14 protein-coding genes and 5 pseudogenes are annotated in these 17,151 nt (G+C 61.7%); 11 read left to right on the top strand and 8 right to left on the bottom strand.

From position 1 onward, the window contains the following. The first annotated feature begins 222 nt into the window (after nt 1–222). Both N7E02_RS01605 and N7E02_RS01610 read left to right on the top strand, forming a co-directional pair. Nucleotides 223–1,452 carry an aromatic ring-hydroxylating oxygenase subunit alpha gene (locus tag N7E02_RS01605; RefSeq protein ID WP_286578341.1) on the top strand — a complete coding sequence of 410 codons (1,230 nt, stop codon included), beginning with the start codon at nt 223–225 and terminating at the stop codon, nt 1,450–1,452. Next, a complete protein-coding gene (locus tag N7E02_RS01610) occupies nt 1,430–1,849 on the top strand; it encodes a GFA family protein (protein ID WP_374730616.1) in 420 nt (139 codons plus the stop codon). Before N7E02_RS01605 ends, N7E02_RS01610 begins: the two co-directional genes overlap by 23 nt. 3 nt (nt 1,850–1,852) lie before the next feature. Here N7E02_RS01610 and N7E02_RS01615 read toward each other — a convergent pair whose 3' ends face one another. Further along, on the bottom strand, nt 1,853–2,428 hold the full coding sequence (locus N7E02_RS01615; RefSeq protein WP_286578399.1) for a GNAT family N-acetyltransferase: 576 nt from the start codon (nt 2,426–2,428) through the stop codon (nt 1,853–1,855). A 17-nt stretch (nt 2,429–2,445) separates the two neighbouring features. Between N7E02_RS01615 and N7E02_RS01620 the strand changes: the two genes are divergently transcribed. Continuing rightward, nucleotides 2,446–2,682 carry a hypothetical protein gene (locus N7E02_RS01620; protein ID WP_286578342.1) on the top strand — a complete coding sequence of 79 codons (237 nt, stop codon included), beginning with the start codon at nt 2,446–2,448 and terminating at the stop codon, nt 2,680–2,682. A gap of 9 nt (nt 2,683–2,691) precedes the next feature. On the opposite strand, the pseudogene N7E02_RS01625 reads toward N7E02_RS01620, so the two are convergent. The 5 genes and pseudogenes from N7E02_RS01625 to bcoG form a co-directional block, all read right to left on the bottom strand. Further along, a pseudogene (locus N7E02_RS01625) lies at nt 2,692–3,476 on the bottom strand (carnitinyl-CoA dehydratase). Next, nucleotides 3,473–5,520: pseudogene (locus tag N7E02_RS01630) on the bottom strand (acetate--CoA ligase family protein). The pseudogenes N7E02_RS01625 and N7E02_RS01630 overlap by 4 nt, the downstream one beginning before the upstream one ends. Before the next feature lie 12 nt (nt 5,521–5,532). Then, nucleotides 5,533–6,693 carry an acyl-CoA dehydrogenase family protein gene (locus N7E02_RS01635; RefSeq protein ID WP_286578343.1) on the bottom strand — a complete coding sequence of 387 codons (1,161 nt, stop codon included), beginning with the start codon at nt 6,691–6,693 and terminating at the stop codon, nt 5,533–5,535. Nucleotides 6,694–6,885: 192 nt separating this feature from the next. Then, on the bottom strand, nt 6,886–8,376 hold the full coding sequence (locus N7E02_RS01640; protein WP_286578344.1) for a carnitine 3-dehydrogenase: 1,491 nt from the start codon (nt 8,374–8,376) through the stop codon (nt 6,886–6,888). Nucleotides 8,377–8,628: 252 nt separating this feature from the next. After that, nucleotides 8,629–9,531: a 3-dehydrocarnitine:acetyl-CoA trimethylamine transferase BcoG gene (gene bcoG / locus N7E02_RS01645; RefSeq protein ID WP_286578345.1), complete on the bottom strand. Its 903-nt coding sequence runs from the start codon at nt 9,529–9,531 to the stop codon at nt 8,629–8,631. A gap of 108 nt (nt 9,532–9,639) precedes the next feature. Here bcoG and N7E02_RS01650 point away from each other — a divergent pair, with 108 nt between their 5' ends. Beyond that, nucleotides 9,640–10,614 carry a GlxA family transcriptional regulator gene (locus N7E02_RS01650; protein ID WP_286578346.1) on the top strand — a complete coding sequence of 325 codons (975 nt, stop codon included), beginning with the start codon at nt 9,640–9,642 and terminating at the stop codon, nt 10,612–10,614. On the opposite strand, the gene N7E02_RS01655 is transcribed toward N7E02_RS01650, so the two are convergent. Both N7E02_RS01655 and N7E02_RS01660 read right to left on the bottom strand, forming a co-directional pair. Continuing rightward, nucleotides 10,604–10,762 (bottom strand): YqaE/Pmp3 family membrane protein, encoded by a 159-nt coding sequence (locus N7E02_RS01655; protein WP_286578347.1) that lies wholly within the window; start codon nt 10,760–10,762, stop codon nt 10,604–10,606. The two genes, N7E02_RS01650 and N7E02_RS01655, sit on opposite strands and share 11 nt — an antisense overlap. Nucleotides 10,763–10,866: 104 nt before the next feature. Further along, nucleotides 10,867–11,366 (bottom strand): annotated as a pseudogene (locus N7E02_RS01660) (hypothetical protein). A gap of 207 nt (nt 11,367–11,573) precedes the next feature. Between N7E02_RS01660 and N7E02_RS01665 the strand changes: the two are divergent. From N7E02_RS01665 to N7E02_RS01695, 7 genes and pseudogenes are all read left to right on the top strand, one after another. Then, nucleotides 11,574–12,673, top strand: a pseudogene (locus tag N7E02_RS01665) (methyl-accepting chemotaxis protein). 65 nt (nt 12,674–12,738) lie between these two features. Continuing rightward, on the top strand, nt 12,739–13,116 hold the full coding sequence (locus tag N7E02_RS01670) for a GFA family protein (protein ID WP_286578348.1): 378 nt from the start codon (nt 12,739–12,741) through the stop codon (nt 13,114–13,116). 65 nt (nt 13,117–13,181) lie between these two features. Further along, complete coding sequence (locus tag N7E02_RS01675) at nt 13,182–13,607, top strand: metal-dependent phosphohydrolase (protein WP_286578349.1); 426 nt, start codon at nt 13,182–13,184, stop codon at nt 13,605–13,607. A gap of 69 nt (nt 13,608–13,676) precedes the next feature. Then, nucleotides 13,677–14,456, top strand: coding sequence for an SDR family oxidoreductase (locus N7E02_RS01680; RefSeq protein WP_286578350.1), 780 nt, complete (start codon nt 13,677–13,679; stop codon nt 14,454–14,456). A 76-nt stretch (nt 14,457–14,532) separates the two neighbouring features. Continuing rightward, entirely contained in the window at nt 14,533–14,757 is a 225-nt protein-coding gene (locus N7E02_RS01685) for a hypothetical protein (RefSeq protein ID WP_286578351.1), read from the top strand. 236 nt (nt 14,758–14,993) lie between these two features. Beyond that, nucleotides 14,994–15,452 carry a MarR family winged helix-turn-helix transcriptional regulator gene (locus N7E02_RS01690; RefSeq protein ID WP_286578352.1) on the top strand — a complete coding sequence of 153 codons (459 nt, stop codon included), beginning with the start codon at nt 14,994–14,996 and terminating at the stop codon, nt 15,450–15,452. Continuing rightward, nucleotides 15,439–17,137, top strand: a pseudogene (locus N7E02_RS01695) (MFS transporter). The gene N7E02_RS01690 and the pseudogene N7E02_RS01695 overlap by 14 nt, the downstream one beginning before the upstream one ends. Nucleotides 17,138–17,151: the final 14 nt, after the last annotated feature.

Raw genomic sequence — 17,151 nt, forward strand, 5'->3', positions numbered from 1 at the left:
CGGTGCGGCAATTTCCTTCTCCCTGGTGGGGAGAAGGTGGCGGTGCCGGATGAGGGGCGGCGAAGCCGAATAGCAGGCGGACATGAGTTTGCGGCGCGCCCAGCCCCTCATCTGCCCTTCGGGCATCTTCTCCCCAAAGGGAGAAGAAAGCGGGAGCCGGCGGCCACGCCTACGCCAAACCACACTTGCCGAAGCCAACTTCGGCCAAAAGGAGACAACACCATGCTCGCATCCGATACCATCGAGGAACCTCCCTCGCTCGACCGCATCGACCGGCTGATCGCCGAGCATCGACCCGGCCACGGCCTCACCCGCCCCTTCTATCTCGATGCCGAAATCTTCGAACGAGATATGCAACGCGTCTTCTTCCGCCACTGGCACTGCCTGGCCCATGAAAGCGTCATCCCCAACCTCAATGACTTCGAGCTGTTCAAACTCGGCCCCGAGCAGATCATCCTCACCCGCGCCGGCGACGGCTCCATCCATGCCATGCTCAATGTCTGCCGCCATCGCGGCGCCGAGGTCTGCACGAAGGACAAGGGCAACGCCAAAGCTTTCGTCTGCCCCTATCACGCCTGGACCTTCGCCAATGACGGCCGCCTGAAGGCCGCGCGCCTGATGCCCAAGGATTTCAAGCGCGAAGACCATGGATTGAAGAAGCTGCATGTCCGTGTCGTCGAGGGCCTCGTCTTCATATCCTTCGCCGATGAGCCGCTGGATTTCTCCGAGGTCGAGAACCTGTTGCGTGCCACCTGCGGCCAATACGGCTGGGGCTCGGCCAAGGTCGCATATCGCCAGGCCTATCCGCTGAACGCCAACTGGAAGCTCGCGGTCGAAAACTATGTCGAATGCTACCATTGCGGCCCGGCGCATCCGGAATATTCCGAAACCCACGCGCTGGAACAGCCCCTGCATCTGATCGAGGAGCTGAACGCGGCGATGGAGGAGCGCACCTGCGCCCTTGGCATCGAGGTCGGATCCGGCAATCACTGGCAGAATTCGGCGGAGAACCGCGAGGCGATCCATGCCTTCCGTTATGCGCTCTATGACGGGGTGAAGACGGGCAGCAGGGACGGCCAGCCGCTGGCCCCGTTGATGGGCCGCTTTTCCGATTTCGACGGCGGCGTCACCTCCATCCATCTCGGCGGCACCAGCTTCCTCGTCTGTTATGCCGACCACGGCATGATCTACCGCTTCATCCCGAAGACGATCGATACCTGCGAGATGGAGCTGATCTGGCTGGTCGACGAGAAGGCCGAGGAAGGCCGCGACTACGACCTCGAACAACTCACCTGGCTCTGGAAGGTGACAACCGACGAGGATAAGGCGATTATCGAGCACACGGCCCGTGGCGTCGTTTCCCGCTTCTTCGTCCCCGGCCCGATCGCCCCTATGGAACAGAACGAGCTGCGCTACGTCGGCTGGTATCTTGAAGAAATCAGCAGGGCGTGATGCGATGAGGCTGTTGGGCAAGTGTTTTTGCGGAGCGGTGGAATATTCCGTCGACGATGCCTTCGTCTATGCCGCCAATTGCCACTGTTCTGGTTGCCGCCGCGCCACCGGCTCGGCATTCAAGCCGTTCGCCGGCATCCCGCGGGAGAAGCTGACGGTGACGAAGGATGCTGGTGATCTTATGGTCTATGGCAGCGCGGACAATCACAACGCCCATTGCCGTGCCTGCGGCTCACTCCTCTATTCTCTGGTGCGCGAAGCGGCTTGGGTTCACGTTGCGATGGGAACCCTGGTCGATCCGCCCATGATCCGTCCCACCCACCACATATTTGTGGGCTCTAAGGCACCGTGGCACGACATCACCGATGGCCTGCCACAATATGAGGGGCAAAAGTAGCGATTATTTCGCGCGCGCCAGTTCATTCAGCCCCTCGCCGTCGAGCCGGAAAAATACCCGATCCTCCTTCAAGGACGCGCCGAGCGCACCGTAGAAGCGGATCAGTTTTTCGTCGCTGCGGGATGCAGTCCAGTCGATACGGGTGAAGCCCCGCTCCACTGCAATGGCCGCAATCCGCGACATCAGCGCCTTGCCGATGCTTTTGCCGCGCTGGGATTTCGTGACGTAAAGATCCTTCAGGAAGAAACCCGGCTTCAACCCGGGCCCGGCGTAGTTCGCGCCGAAACCCGCGAAGCCGACGATGCGATCATCCAGCCGGGCGACCAGGATCTCAGCCCCTGAGGCAAGCTTCGCAGCGTAGCTATGATGGCGTCGCGTGGCGGGCAGAAGACGCTGTAATAGGCCTGCATCTCTTCGAGCAGAGGGGCGAGCTCCTCGGCGTCTTCGGGTTCGAAAAGCCGGATATCCAAGTTCATGATCCTTATAGAAATAGTGGCGCGAGATAGTTGAAAATCCAGTTATTTCAGGAATTCCGGTGTGTCTTCCATTGACTTCGATGAAGCTGCGGACAAAGTGCACCAACAGAAGGAGACACCATGTCCCGAGCCGAAAAATTCATCGTTCTCCCGTTCAAGAAGGTCCGCGGCAATATCGCGCCGGGCGAAATGCGCGCCGCATCCAGCGCTGCGTCGGCGGAGAAGATCTCCCGCGCCATGGCAGACCGTTTCGTCGGCGTCGCTGCCTATTCCGTTCAGGTGGATATGGAAAGCGGCGACATGTCCGACCCCAAAGTTATCTGGCAATCCGGCGAAATCGCCGATATCGCGGCCTGACGCGACGGCTTATTTGCCTTTCCAAACCGGATCGCGCTTTTCGGCAAAGGCACGCGCACCTTCCAGCTGGTCCTCGCTGGAATAGAGAATGTCGACCGTCTTGAGCTGCCGTCGGGTGATCTTATTCATCGTCGTCTGAAAGGTTTCGCCTTCGGCCGCGCGCACCACTTCCTTGATTGCCGCATAGACGAGCGGGGGCCGCTTTCGAGCAGGCGCGCCAGTTCCCAGGCCCGGCCCATCAATTTATCGGCTGCTAGCATCTCGTTGACGAAGCCCCAGCGATGCGCTTCCTGCACGTCGAGCCACCGGCCGGTCAGCAGCATGTCCATGGCGATGTGATAGGGAATGCGCTTCGGCAGCTTGATCGAAGCGGCGTCCGCAACCGTGCCCGAGCGGATCTCGGGCAGCGCGAAGGTCGCGTGCTCCGCCGCCAGGATGAGATCGGTCGACAGCGCGATTTCCAGCCCGCCGCCGCAGCAGATACCGTTGACGGCGGCGATGATCGGCTTGTTCAGGTCGCGCAGTTCCTGCATGCCGCCGAAACCGCCGACGCCATAGTCGCCATCCACCGCATCGCCGGTCGCGGCCGCCTTCAGGTCCCAGCCGGGGCAGAAGAATTTCTCGCCGGCCCCCGTGATGATCGCCACCCTCAGCGTCTCGTCGTCGCGAAAATCGGCAAAGATCTCGCCCATGATCCGCGAGGTGACGAGATCGATCGCATTGGCTTTCGGCCGGTCGATCGTGACCTCTAGAATGCCGCCCTCTCGTCGGGTCCTGATCCGTTCGTCGCTCATGCGATCCTCCGTCTTACCAGCGCGTCCACGGCCAGGGCACCTTCGCCTTCCGGCAGAACCATGACCGGATTGATGTCCAGTTCCTCGATATCAGCGGCATTCGCGACGAGATAGGCCGCGACCGAGGCAATCGCCACTTCCAGCGCGGCGACATCGCCCTTTGGCCTACCGCGATAGCCATCGAGCAATTTCTTGACCTTCAACCCTCCGATCGCGGCCGAGATTGCCTCCGCCGAAGCCGGCAGGGTCACAAGCGCGGCGTCCTCCAGCAATTCCACCAGAATCCCGCCGGCACCGACCGTCATCACCAGCCCGGCCACGGGGTCGCGCATTGCACCGATGATGATTTCCGCCACCGGTTTTGCCGCCATCTTTTCGACGAGATAGCCGTGCGCGACACCGGCCATCGCCTCGGCTGCAGCCACCACTTCTTCGGCGCTCTTCAGATTGAGCTTAACCGCACCGGCCTCGGTCTTGTGGGCAACCCCTCTGCCCTTCAGCGCCACCGGAAAGCCCAGTTTTTCGGCCGCCGGCCCAGCATCCCTCGGCTCCATCACCACAAGACCTTCGGGCACCGGAAGACCGAAGGCGGAAAGCTCGCGCTTGGCCTCATCCTCGTTCAGCGTCACCGCCTCCCCCGCGCTTGCACCGACGGCAAGCAGCGTCTCCGGCTCGGGCTTTGCCCAGGCAGAACCGATAAGGGCCACGGCCTCCGCGGCTGCAAGTGCCTCCTCTATGCCGAAAAACGGCACGACGCCCTGCTGCATCAGGCCGATCGCCACCGTCTCCGGCAGGTTCTCGGCCATGCTGGTGACGATACCGGCATTGGCGCCGGTCGCCTTATGGGCGGCCACGACGGCATCCACCGTCGTCATCCAGTCGGAGGCGTCGCATCGGTCGAGGCGGGGAAATCCAGAACGACGAGATTGAGCCCATAGCCGCCCTGCATCATGGCGGAAAAGGCTGCCGTCTGCTTCTCGCCATTGCCCCAGACGAAGGTATGGTAGTCGAGCGGATTGGAAAGCGTCACCATCGGCCCCAGCGTCTCGCGCAGCGGCTTCAACTGCCCGTCGCGCAGCGCCCGGTAGGAAATCTTCCGCTCCACCCCGGCATCCGCCATCAGCGAAGCCTCGCCGCCGGAACAGCTCATCGAGGATATCTCGTTGCTCGAAAGCGGCCCGTAGAGATGCAAGAGCTTCAGCGTCTCCAGAAGCTCCGGCAGCGTATCGACACGGGCAATGCCGAGCCGGGCGAGGATGGCCGAGGATACCGCGTCATTGCCGGCCAGCGAGGCGGTATGGGAGATCGTCGCTTTCTGCGCGGCTTCCGACTTGCCGACCTTCAGCATCACTACCGGTTTCCGGTACTGCCGGGAAAGCCGGGCCAGCCGCTCCAGGGATGCAAGACTGTCGATCCCCTCGACATGCAGGCCGACGGCGGTGACCCGCATATCCTGGATGACGGTGCAGGCGAGATCAGCCAGGCCCGTCTGCGCCTGGTTTCCCGCCGTCATCAGATAGGCCAGCGGCAGACCGCGCTGCTGCATGGAAATGTTGCAGGCGATGTTGGAGCTTTGGGTCAGCACGGCGACGCCGGTCTCGGTGCGCAGCATGCCGTGCTGGTCTGGCCACATCAGCGCGCCGTCCAGCATGTTGATGAAGCCGTAGCAGTTCGGCCCGAGGATCGGCATGTCGCCGGCCGCCGCCACAAGCGCCGACTGCAATTCGTCGCCATCTGCCAACTCGCTCACCGCCTCGCGGAAACCCGAGGCATAGCACACCGCTCCGCCTGCCCCGCGCGCGGCAAGATCGCGAATGATCTCGATCGTCAGCTGCCGATTGACACCGACGAAGGAGGCGTCCGGCGATCCGGGCAGATCAGCCACCGAACGAAAACACGGATAGCCGTGTACCTCATCCCGGGTCGGATGAACCGGCCAGATCTCGCCCTCATAGCCCATCTTGCGGCATTGCTCGACGACACGCCCCGCCTCCTTGCCGCCGAACACGGCAATGGTTTTCGGGCGGGTGAGGCGGTCGAGGATCGGGCCATCGCCTCAAGCCCCCAACGGCCGCAACAGGTCGCGGCTTATAATGTGGCGTTGGATCTCGGACGTCCCGTCCCAAATCCGCTCCACACGGGCGTCTCGCCAGAATCTTGCAAGCGGCAGGTCGTCCATAAGGCCCATTCCGCCATAGATCTGGATTGCCTCGTCGGTGACCCGCGCCAGCATCTCCGTCGCAAAAACCTTGGCTGACGCGATCTCGCGGTTCGCCGGCAGCTTCTGGTCCAGCCGCCAAGCGGCCGACAGCGTGAGAAGATCCGCCGCATCGATCTCGGTGATCATGTCGGCGATCTTGAAGGAGACGCCCTGGTTGGCGCCGATCGGCTTGCCGAACTGTTTGCGCTCGGCCGCATAGGAGAGCGCATAGTCGAACACCCGCCGCGCCCGACCGACCGATGTCGCAGCCACCGTGATGCGGGTCGCATAGAGCCAGTCATTGGCGATATCGAAACCCTTGTGCAGTTCTCCGAGGATCTGGGCCGATGGCAGGCGGCATTCGTCGAAGGTCAGGATGCAGTTCTTGTAGCCGCGATGGGAAACGGAACTGTAGCCTTCGCGGATTTCGAAACCCGGCGTGCCGCGATCGACGAGGAAACAGGTGATCAGCTTCTTCTTACCGCGCGGCGTGTCCTCTTCTCCCGTCGCGATGAAGACGATGACGAAATCGGCGATATTAGCATGGCTGATGAAATGCTTGGTGCCGGTGACAACCCAGTCGTCGCCGTCCTTCCTGGCAAAACACTTCATCCCGCGCACATCCGATCCCGCATCCGGCTCGGTCATCGCCAAGGCATCGAACTTTTCGCCCTTCACTGCCGGCAGAAGATACTTTTCCCTCTGCTCGCCCTCGCAGGCCATCAGGATGCCGGAGGGGCGGCCGAAGAACACGGTGAGCCCCATCGACCCGCGCCCGAGCTCCCGCTCGACCAGCGTGAACGACGTATGGTCGAGCCCGGCACCACCGACCTCCTCGGGAAAATTGCAGGCGAAGAAACCGATCTCCCGGCATTTGCGGGCGATCTCCTGCCCGAGTTCCGGCGGCACGTTACCGGTACGCTCCACCTCGTTTTCATGAGGATAGATCTCCGTCTCGACGAAGTCGCGGACGGTGTTGACGATCATGTCCTGCTCGTCGGTCAACCCGAAATTCATGGTCTCACCTCCCGATCTGTTGTCTGCGCCGCGTCTGGCTCGACCTGCCCCCTCCCCCTTGTGGGGAGGGTCGGGAGGGGCTTCCCGTCGCATGGAAACCCCTCCCGCCTGCCGGCCACCCTCCCCACAAGGGGAGGGTTAAGATTGCGGCGCCGTTCCAGCAACCCATGCCGTCACAGGACGCTAGCGTGCCTACCTCTTCTGCCCCACTGCCCGCCCGACACCTTCCGGCTCCGGCAGCTTCGCATGCGCCTCGGCGATCGGCGCGAGCTTGGCCAGCACTTCGGCCGGCGCTGAGGCTGCCTTGCCGGCCTTGCTGTCGACATGCAGCATCAGCTGTTCGGCGGTGGCAAGCGCTTCGCCGGTCGCGGCGTCATGGATGATGGTGAAATAGCGGATGCGTTTCTCGTCAGTCGCCAGCACCTGCAGCGTCGTATAGAGCGCCTGCCCGAGCTTGGCTTCGCCGAGATGACGGATATGGGTCTCGACCGTGTAGTAGCTGTGGCCCGTCTCGACATAGGCGAAGTCGACGCCGATCAGCCGCAGCAGCGCGTCGGATGTATCGCCGAATACCTGCAGGTAGCGATGCTCGGTCATGTGGCCATTGTAGTCCACCCAGGCGGCGCTGACCTTGGTATCGACAAGGCGCAACGGCACCGAGAAATCCAGCGCCTCCGTCTTGCCTCCGCCTTGTGCCCAGAGATGCTTCTCAAATTCGGCGAGAATCTTCCCCGAGCCCCAGCCCTTGCCGCCGTCGGCGCCTTTCAGCGCCTGCATGATGCCCACGAGGTTTTCGTCGCGGATGCGTTCCAGATCACGGATGCCGCGGGCGCCGGATTGCGCGTCCGACTGGCTGGCAATCTTGTCGACCAGCGCGTCGTCGAGATCGACGACATCCGTCAGCTTCGTCCAGGGCCAGGAGAGACAGGGACCGAACTGCGCCAGAAAATGGCGCATGCCCGCCTCGCCGCCTGCAATGCGATAGGTCTCGAACATGCCCATCTGCGCCCAGCGCATGCCGAAGGAATAGCGGATCACATCGTCCAGCGTCTCCGTGTCGCAAATGTCGTCGTGGATCAGCCACAGGCCCTCGCGCCACACCGCTTCCAGCAGGCGGTCGCCGACAAAGGCCTCGATTTCCTTTTTCAGGATCACGCCCTTCATGCCGATCGGCGCGAGCCGCGCCTTGGCGAGTTCCAGCGTCTCGGCCGAGGTCTTCTGACCACCGACCAGTTCGGCGAGCGGCAGGAGATAGACCGGGTTATAGGGATGGGCGACGAACATCCGCTCGGGGTGCTTCATGTCGCGCTGCAGATCTGTCGGCATGATGCCGGAGGTCGACGAACCGATCAGTGCCTTCGGATCGGCGGCGGCATCGATCTGGGTGATCACGTTGCGCTTCAGGTCGACGCGCTCCGGCACGCTTTCCTGGATCCAGTCGGCGCCTGCGACCGCCTCCTCGACTGTCTTGCAGAAGGTCAGTTTTCCCTTCGGCGGCAGCGGCGCCATGGTCAGCATGGCATAGGCGCGCTCGGCATTGGCGATCACTTCGCCGACGATGCGCTTCGCCTCCGGATGCGGATCATACATCGACACATCGATGCCGCCGAGCAGGAAGCGGGCGGCCCATGCCCCGCCGATGACGCCGCCACCGATACAGGCGGCTTTCTGGATGGTGGTCATGAATTCATCCCCTTTAAATCTCAGCCGCATTGCGCAGTGATTTACCCTCACCAAGCGCGTCCAGCGATCGGCTATGCCTCTCGCGGACTTGCTATCCTCTCCCGCAAGGGAGAGGTAAACTCGCAGCACCCTTCCTGCCTGAAGCGAAGGCGGCGCTTGTGGCACCCTGCCTCTCCCCTTGCGGGAGAGGATACGAAGACCGGGTGAGCAAAGCGAACCCTTGGCCGAAGTTGGTGAGGGGTAAGCCTTGGCTTACCGCTTCTTCAACTTCAGCCTCTCGCGCACCTGCTCCGGTCCGATGAGCTTGGCGCCCATGCCCTCGATCACGCCGACCGCCTTTTCGACAAGCTGTGCATTCGTCGCGAGCTGGCCCTTGCCGACATAGAGGTTGTCCTCCAACCCGACGCGGACATTGCCGCCGGCAAGCACCGCGGCTGCCGGATAGGCAAGCGCGTTGCGGCCGATCGAGAAGGCCGAGAAAGTCCAGCCTTTCGGCACGTTGTTGACCATCGCCATGAAGGTGTTGAGATCGTCCGGCGCGCCCCACGGGATACCCATGCAGAGCTGGATCAGAACCGGGTCCTCGATCAGCCCCTCCTCCACCAGCTGCTTGGCAAACCACAGATGGCCGGTGTCGAAAGCCTCGATCTCCGGCCGCACGCCGAGCGCCGTCATCTGCCGCGCCATTTCGCGCAGCATCGACGGCGTATTGGTCATCACGTAGTCGCCGAGGGAAAAGTTCATCGTGCCGCAGTCGAGCGTGCAGATTTCCGGCAGGCATTCGGCCACATGCGCCACGCGCTCCGTCGCACCGGCCATGTCGGTGCCATCCGGATTATACGGGAACGGCGCCTCGACATTGCCGAATACGAGATCTCCGCCCATGCCAGCGGTCAGGTTCAGCACCACATCGATATCGGCCGAACGGATGCGGTCGGTGACTTCCTTGTAGAGCTCGCGACCACGGGCAGCAGCCCCCGTCTCCGGGTTGCGGACGTGACAGTGCACGACCGCAGCACCCGCCTTGGCCGCATCGATTGCAGACTCCGCGATTTCCTTCGGCGTGATCGGCACATGCTTGGACTTGCCCGTCGTATCACCGGCACCGGTGATGGCGGCGGTAATGAAGACCTCGCGGTTCATCTCGAGCGGCATGATCCCTCCTCTCGTTCGTTTTGCCCATTACGAACCGGAAGCGATCGCGATGCTTTCCACTTTTGGCGCTCTTCTATACATTATCGGAAACGGAATGAGGCTTTATAGATGGACTTTGGGAATGCTGGACAGCATATCGACATCCTCGTATTGCCCGAGACCAACCTCATCCTGACTGCATCCGTGATCGAGCCGCTACGCGCCGCAAACCGCATCGCCGGACGCGATCTCTACCGCTGGACGCTCCATTCGCCAGACGGCCGGCCGATCGAGACGAAATCCGGCATTACCATCCCCGTTTCCGGCGCATTCCGGCCGACGCGGGAGACCGATCCGCTTTTTGTGCTCTCCAGCTACAACTGGCGGAACGGCGCCACCCGCGAGATGAAATTCCTGCTTTCCCGCACCGCCCGTCATCGATCGCTGATGGCCGGCATCGAGGCGGGCTCCTTCATCCTGGCCGAGACCAGTCTGCTGAACGGCTTTTCCGCCACCACCCACTGGGAGGATTTCGATGATTTCGCCCGCGCCTATCCGCAGGTGACAATGGTACGCGAGCGCTTCGTCATTGACGGCAAGCGGATCACCACCGGCGGCTCGCTGCCGACGCTCGACCTGATGCTGGAACTGATCCGCCGCGCCCACGGCTATTCGCTGGCGCTCGAAGTCTCGCGGTTGTTCATCTACGAGCAGGACCGCACCCGCGGCGATCTGATGCAAATGCCGGCAATCGGCAATATGCGGATCGTCGATGCGCGGGTACAGAAGGCGGTGAAATTGATGGAGGAGACGGTCGAGGCGCCGCTGTCGCTCAGCAGGCTCGCCAGACGCTCCGGCGTCAGCTCCCGGCATCTGCAGGATCTGTTTCGGGAGACGATGGGCGTAGCACCCCACGCTCATTATCTGGCGCTGAGGCTGAACGCCGCCCGGCGCAAGGTCATCGAGACGAAGGGGAGTTTTGCGGATATCGCCGCCGAGACAGGCTTCAATTCGGCCTCAGCCTTTTCACGCAGCTACAGAGCAAGCTACGGCGAAAGCCCGCGCGATACGCGCGGGCGCCTGAAGCTGAAGACTACTTCTTGAGGATCACCCAGAGCGCATGAACGATGCCCGGAAGCCAGCCGCATAGGGTAAGCAGGATGTTCAGCCAGAAATGCAGGCCAAGGCCCACCTGGAGGAACACGCCGAGCGGCGGCAGCAGGAAGGCGAGCAGAATGCGGATGATATCCAAGAAAGTCTCCAGTGTTGATTGCAGCGGGCAAGGACAAAGACCCTTACCCGAGCTTTTTGAAAGTCGGGCGACAGAACGCGCTAGCTTGAAAATGGTTTCATCGTTCAGCGGCTGAGATCGATACTGCTCGTCACAACCGACTTGCCGCTCTTCAGATCCTTGTCGATCGTCTGCAACCGCAACCTGTTATCGGAGAGCTTTGCGATGGTCATCGTCGCGGATCGGTCGCCATTGGTTTCCTCGCCCAGCGGACCGCGAGATTGATGGCATTGCCGCGACGGCTACCGGAGAGCGAAGAAGGCTGCCCGGACGGACCGGTATAGGTGCCGCTGTAACGCGTGCCCGACGCCTTGATATTTGCCGAAATGGATCGATTGACGACGACGAGACCTCGGCAATTGCCGTCCATGGCGAGAGCTGAAGCGCGGGAACTGAAATCCAGGTTGCAGGTCACGTTGACCGGCTTGGCACCGATGCGTGTCGTCACCGTTCCCTTGCCGCTCCAGTTCCCATTCATCGATTTCAGAAAATCGCCTTCGGCCGCCTGGCTCATCGTCGCAAGGCCGAGCGTCGCGAGCATTGTCGTAAGAACCAGACCACGCATCGGAACCTCCATGGATTACCCGATGCTCAAACACTTTATTGGAACATAAGTTCCTGTCTCCAGTCGTTGCTTTAAACGAACAAGATTAAACCAAGAAATTTCTCTGTCGCACCTCGGGCTTTAGTCGGCATTAACCAAGTAAAAACCATGTTCATGCCAAATTGAAACACATTGTCATATTTCTCTTTTCAATTTTAGGACCTGCGCATGATCCCCGCCGAAGCAGAACAGCATCATCACGCAGCCACGCCCCGCTCGATGCAGGTCATCACGGAAGGTATCGGCAAGGATCTTGAGCGCTTCAGCGCCGACAACACCCATGTCGTCAAGCAGATCAAGCTTCTGGCGATCAACGCGCTGATCGAGGCGGCTCGCGCGGGGAAATGGGCAAGGGATTTGCCGTCGTCGCCAACGAGGTGCAACGGCTCGCTCAGATCGCCACCGACATCGCCTCGAAATTCGAGAGCAATGTGCTGGGCCGCATCGGCATGACCCGTTCCATGGCGGACTCACTGGTCAACGAGATGGAAGGCGTGCGGCTGACCGATCTCGCCCAGACCCTGGTGCAGCTGATCGTCCGCAATCTCTTTGAACGCACCGCCGACGTGCGTTGGTGGGCAACCGACACCGCGCTCTGGGAAGCGCTCCAGGAGCCCGATGCGGAGCGCCGCGCCTTTGCCGCCGAAAGGCTCGGCGTCATCAACCGCTTCTACACGGTCTATCTCGATCTCGTCATGACAGACCTCAAGGGCAATATCATCGCCTCGGCAAATCCGAAATTCCAACGCAAGATCACAGGTCTCTCCGTCTCCGGCGAGCCATGGTTCGTCGCCGCCTCGCGCTGCAAATCCGGCGACGACTACATCGTCGACGAGGTGAAGCGCTCGCCTCTCCACAATGACCAGACGGCCCTCGTCTACGCCACCGGCATCCGCGAGGGCGGCAAGCTGGACGGTGCACTGGTCGGCACGCTCGGCGTCTATTTCGACTGGCAGAACCAGGGCCAGGCAATCGTCGAGAAGGAGGCGAACCTGCCGCCGCACGTCGCCGACAAGACCACCGTTATGCTGCTCGACGGCAACAGCCGCGTCATCGCCACCACTAATCCGGCCCTGCTCTTCACCCATTTTGCGCTCGCCAATCCGCATGGGCATGCGGCCGGCAGCTACTATGACAACAACGGCTCGATCGTCGCCTATGCCAAGACCCTGGGCTACGAGGATTACGACGGCCTCGGCTGGTATGGTGTCGTCGTCCAGAAGCTGGAAAGCGAAGCCGACATCCGCGAGGCGCTGAACATCCGGTAGATTTGAAGGCTGGCCGCGCCGTTTCCCTGCCCTATGTCGGTTTGCGGAGATAGGGAGGCCCCGTCATGATCATTCGTTCCGGAAGCTGTCTGTGCGGGCAGGTTCGCTACAGCGTGAAGGCGGATCCGATCCGCATCGGCCTTTGCCACTGCATGGACTGCCGCAAGGAAAGCGGCTCGGTATTCGCGACATTCGGCATCTGGCCGCGTCATGCGTTCGAAATGTCCGGCGATGTCCGCTATTACGAGGGCCGCGGGTTCTGCACCTCCTGCGGCGGCCGGGTGTTCAACCAGCTTGACGATCCCGAGGTCGAAATCCGGGTCGGTTCGCTCGACATGGCGCCGACGGATGTCGAGCCGACCTACGAACTGTGGGTCAAGCGGCGGGAGAACTGGCTCTCCCCGCTTGAAGGCGCCGAGCAATTCGAAGAGGATCGTATCTAGTCACTGATTGATGTCGTTTTGTCGCCGGGCATCGCTATGCCCTGTCGCAACACGGGAGTTATTCCATGAACTACGACACGCAATTGAAGAAGGCGATCGATATCGCCGCCGAGGCCCATCATGGCCAATCCAGCAAGACGGGCGGCCCCTTCATCGACCACGTCCGCCGGGTTTCCGAACGGGTCACGGGCGAGGATGAAACACTGGTTGCATGGCTGCATGACGTCGTCGAAAAGGGCCCGGGCTGGACATTTCAGCGCCTTCGCGAAGAAGGCTTTTCCGAGATCGTCATCGATGCGGTTGATGCGATGAGCAAGCGCGACGGCGAGGATTATTTCGACTTCGTGCGCCGCTCGATCGCCAATCCGCTGGCCCGCCCGGTCAAACGCGCCGACCTCACCGACAATCTTGCACAGACGCATCAGATGGGCGGCGACGGCAGCAAATTCGCCGAAGGCCTGCGCATTCTGAACGACGAGTATCCCGGCTAGTCAGGAACATTGAGCTAAGTCCTCCGTTGCGAACGATGGAAACATCAGCAAATCGCGAGGAGATAGCCGATGGAACTTCGATCGAAAGTGGCTCTGGTAACGGGTGCGGGCTCAGGCATCGGGCGCGCATCCGCGTTAAAGCTGGCGGAGGCCGGTGCCGTCGTCGGTGTGCTCGGCCACACGCGCAGTGAACTCGAAAGGACGGCAGCCGAGATCGAGGCGATCGGCGGTGCGGCTGTCGTTCTGGAGGCCGATGTTGCGGACGAGGTTTCGATGCGCAACTCCATCTCCACCCTGGTCGAAACATCCGGCAGGCTCGATATCGTCGTCGCCAATGCCGGGATCAACGGCGTCTGGGCGCCGATCGACGACCTGAAGCCCGACGAATGGGACCAGACGATCCGCGTCAACCTGCGCGGCACCTACCTGACCCTGAATGCCAGTGTGCCCCATCTGAAGAAGCAGGGCGGATCGGTGGTTGTCGTCTCCTCCATCAACGGCAACCGTACCTTCAGCACCCCGGGCGCCACCGCCTATGCCGCGACGAAGGCGGCGCAGGTTGCGATCGTCCAGCAGCTGGCGCTCGAACTCGGGCGCCACGGGATCCGCGTCAACGCCGTCTGCCCCGGCGCGATAGAGACCAGCATCAACGACAATACCAAGGTCCGCGGGGAGGAAGAGACTGCAGTGCCGGTCGACTATCCGGCAGGCGATATCCCGATCACCGGCGGCAGGTCGGGCGAAAGCAATGATGTCGCTTCGGTCATCCTTTTTCTCGCCTCCGACCAGTCGCGCCACGTCACCGGTGCGCCCGTCTATATCGACGGCGGACAGAGCCTGCTGCGCTGACGATCATTCCGATTTCCGGGTTGGAACCGGCAACGATTCCGCGCGTTATCGGGCGCCAATCAGGAGATAATTCCCTATGAAGACCCTCATCGTCGCTTCGGCTCTCGCCGCGGCATCCTTGTTCTCGGCCTCCGTTCCGGTCCAGGCCGCCAGCGTCACCATCACCACCACGGATAGCCGCCCGACGCCGCGCTATGTCCAGGAACGCCGCCATCACCGTCATGCTGATTGTTACGTCAAGAAGGTGAAGACCTACCGTCACGGCAAGGTGATCATCAAGGAAACTCGCGTCTGCCGTTAACTCGCCTACGCGCTGCAAAGAATTGCGTGAGCCGGTACCCCACCCGCACTGCCCGCAACACACTAGCCGCCGTCGGCAACGACGGCGGCTCGTGTGCGTTCAACGCTCTGAGTCGGCCGCTCGAGCCCATGTCGACCCATGCAAATTCTCGATGGCTGGCCTGCGTACCCACCCGGATTGAAAGCAGATACTTGGTGTGCTAACTAATGCTGTAGATAAACTTAGTGTGCTAACCAATGCCGTACAGCGATCAAACCGCCTCCGAATATCTGGAAGCGCTGACCAAGGTCAGCCGCAAGATCCGGACCGTATTCAATCAGAAGGTCACCGCCCACGGCCTGACCTATCCCCGCGCCCGCGCTCTCTTCCGGCTCGCCCGCAAGCAGAACATGACGCAGACGGAACTCGCCTGCGAACTCGAACTGGAACAGGCGACGATGGTTCGCCTTCTCGATCGCATGGAAGAGAATGGGCTGCTCGAACGGCGTCCCGATCCGGGCGACCGTCGCGTCAAGCTTATTGTACTCACCGCTTACGGGCAGGAGCAAGCCGCCTTCGTCAGAAAGCTCGCCGACGAAATCCGCCATCAGTTCTTCGAAGGCGTGGAGCCGGAAGAGTTGAAGCAGGGCATCGCCCTCCTGGAAAAGATCTCGGCCAACGTGTCGAATGTGGAGGATGCCGATGTCCTCGCGTGACGCAGCCGTCAGGATCGAGGCCGACGATACGGACAAGGCCGAGATTGCGGCCAGCACTGAAGAGCAGGCAGCGCCCGCTACCCCTCCTCCAAGCGCTCCGCCCGCCTTCGTGCCAAAACCCGTGCCGATCAGGCTCCTCTACGCTCTCACTTCGGTGACGGCAGCGATCATGCAGGGCCTCGGCACCTCCTTGATCTCCGCCAATCTTGCGCAGATTGCCGGTCCGCTGGAAGCAACCCAGAACGAAGCCTCATGGCTCGTTGCGGCCTATCTTTTCCCCAATGTCAGCCTGGGCCTTTTCCTCTTCAAGGTCCGTACCCAGTACGGTATCCGCAATTTCTGCGAACTGGCCATTATCCCCTTCGTGATCGTCAGCCTTGCGCATCTGTGGGTCAACGATTTGACCCTCAGCATCGCGCTGCGCTTCTTTGCCGGCGCTGCGGCGGCGCCGATCTCGTCGATGGCCTTTCTCTACATGCTGGAGATCTTTCCGCCAGAGAAGAAGCTCAATGTCGGTCTTTGTCTTGCATTGATCGGCCTGTCGCTGTCGGCACCGATCGCCGGCCTCGTCTCGCCTTCGCTTCTCGATGCCAACGACCTCCAGGGCCTTTACATGCTCGAACTCGGCCTGGCGCTTGTCGTCTTCGGCCTGATCTACATTCTGCCGCTGACCTCTCCTCCCCGGGCCAAGGTCATCTCGTCGATGGATTATGTCAGCTACGGCCTGCTCGCGGTCTCGATGGGCTGCCTTGCCGTCTTCTTCACCATGGGCCGCCTCTACTGGTGGCTGGAAGCCGACTGGCTGGGCTGGGTACTCGCGGGCGGCATCGCCACCGGCAGCATTCTCGCCATGCTGGAACTCAACCGCAGGAATCACCTAATCGACATCCGCTGGATCAGCTCGTGGGAAATCGTTCATTTCGCCGGCGTGCTCTTGGTCTTCCGAATGCTGCTGACCGAACAGCAGACCGGTGCGATCAATTTCTTCCGCCAGCTCGGCATGTTCAACGAACAGATGACCGGCATCTACTGGGCGATCCTGATCGCCAGCATCGTGTCGGGCCTGTTCTGCGCCATGATCATGAAGCCCGGCCGCGAGGCGAGGCATCCATCTTCTGGCCCTGATATTGATCGCCGCCGGCACGCTGATGGACAGCTATTCGACGGTGCTCACCCGGCCCGAGCAGATGTATGCCAGCCAGTCGCTGATCGCCTTCGGCAGCGGGCTCTTCCTGCCGCCCGCCATGGCCGTCGGTTTTGCCGCGGCGCTGAAGAAGGGCCTCACCTACATCATCAGCTTCATCGCTGTGTTTCTCTTCACCCAGAAGGTCGGCGCCTTCATCGGCAGTGCGCTGTTCGGCACCTTCGTGACGTGGCGGGAGCAGTATCATTCGGCGATCCTGACTGCCCGGCTGCTGCCGACCGATCCGCTGGTGGTCAACCGCATCAACCAGTATGTCGCGGCCTATACCAAGTCGAGCCCGGACGGCCTGCAGCACACCATTCAGGGCACCAACCTGTTCGCCACGCAGGTGCGGCAGCAGGCCTATGTTCTGGCCTATAACGACGCCTTCTTCGCCACCTTCCTGCTGGCGGTGGGTGCCATCGCCTTGCTTCTACTCAATGTCCTCTGGAACCATCGCCATCGGGTCCTGCCTGCCGCAGCACCAGTTCAGCCTGCGTGAGACGCGGACCAACG

The organism is Terrirhizobium terrae, from assembly GCF_030323265.1.
GTDB lineage: Bacteria > Pseudomonadota > Alphaproteobacteria > Rhizobiales > Rhizobiaceae > Neorhizobium.